The organism is Acidiphilium sp. JA12-A1 (assembly GCF_000724705.2).
GTDB lineage: Bacteria > Pseudomonadota > Alphaproteobacteria > Acetobacterales > Acetobacteraceae > Acidiphilium > Acidiphilium multivorum.
On the sequence record NZ_JFHO01000269.1, the window covers coordinates 1 to 649 of the forward strand.

Here is a 649-nt window from a genome sequence, read left to right on the forward strand (position 1 = left end):
GGCACCGGCAAGACGCTGCGCGTCGGCGTGTTCGCCCGCGGCCCCAAGGCCGAGGAGGCGAAGGCCGCCGGTGCCGACGTGGTGGGCGCGGAAGACCTCGCCGAACTGGTGCAGAACGGCACGATCGAATTCGACCGCTGCATCGCGACGCCGGACATGATGGCCCTGGTCGGCCGGCTCGGCAAGATCCTCGGCCCGCGCGGCCTGATGCCGAACCCCAAGCTCGGCACCGTGACGATGGACGTGAAGGGCGCGATCACCGCGGCCAAGTCCGGCCAGGTCGAGTTCCGCGCCGAGAAGGCGGGCATCATCCATGCCGGTATCGGCAAGGCGAGCTTCGAGGCCGAAAAACTGATCGAGAACGCCAAGGCTCTGTGCCCGGTCGCGGCCTGGGTGTAGCGGATGCGACCGGCAAGCAAGGTGCCTTCGGTAAGCCTCATGCCTCGCCGGCCTCGCGCAGAATGCGGCGGGCCTGCGCCGCCTCGTCCGTCGCAACCGCGATCCGGCGGGGAAACGCCCCGATATTGCCCTCGATCGCGGCGATATTCTGATCCAGCAGCACCGGGGCGAGTCCGGCATCGCGGAGGAGCGCCATCAGGAAACTGAGCGGATCGTATCCGTCGACGCAACGATCGTTTCCATGCGGTCT

At 68.3% G+C, this 649-nt stretch carries 1 protein-coding gene and 1 pseudogene; one reads left to right on the forward strand and one right to left on the reverse strand.

Going from position 1 to position 649, the window contains the following annotated elements; all coding sequences use genetic code 11:
• Window positions 1–375: pseudogene (locus RT91_RS19825) on the forward strand (50S ribosomal protein L1); the annotation flags it as partial.
• 61 nt (window positions 376–436) lie between these two features.
• Here RT91_RS19825 and RT91_RS19830 read toward each other — a convergent pair.
• Window positions 437–649, reverse strand: a 213-nt coding sequence (locus RT91_RS19830; protein WP_240314394.1) for a DUF2007 domain-containing protein, incomplete at its 5' end; no start/stop codon positions are given.